The sequence below is a fragment of the Mesorhizobium delmotii genome, assembly GCF_900149755.1.
Lineage (GTDB): Bacteria > Pseudomonadota > Alphaproteobacteria > Rhizobiales > Rhizobiaceae > Mesorhizobium > Mesorhizobium delmotii.
The window spans coordinates 1,177-1,591 of the sequence record NZ_FUIG01000082.1; the positions used below are offsets into that span (position 1 = coordinate 1,177).

The window sequence follows — 415 nt, forward strand, 5'->3', positions numbered from 1 at the left end:
CGCCCACCAACGCAACGACGATGAAACCCACGAAGGCGGGGGTCATGCCGAACGCGACCGCAGCCTCCTGCACCGACTCGACGAACACTTCGCTTACCAGCGCAACAAGCACTGTCACCGCTGCCAACGTTCCGAGAGCCAGGCCCATCGGCCACGCTTCGCCGTCTTCCGCATGGGCCGTGCCGCTGAAAAGTTCTCTATGGGTCTTCAGCGAGAAGACCAGGCCCATCGCGTAGGCGCCGATGAGCAGCACCGACAATCCAACGCTCAGCTTCTGGGTGAACGCGGACGTGGCAACGGAATCGACTTGCGCCACCATGGACGGGGTCACCATCGCGATCGTAGCGAGGAACAGCAGGCTGGTTTGCAGCCTGGCGCTGACCCTGTTGTACTCCTGCACATGATACTTGATACC

General features: G+C 61.7%; 1 pseudogene. It reads right to left on the minus strand.

The annotated features are described in order from the left end of the window. Positions 1–415 (minus strand): annotated as a pseudogene (locus tag BQ8482_RS39875) (calcium/proton exchanger); the annotation flags it as partial.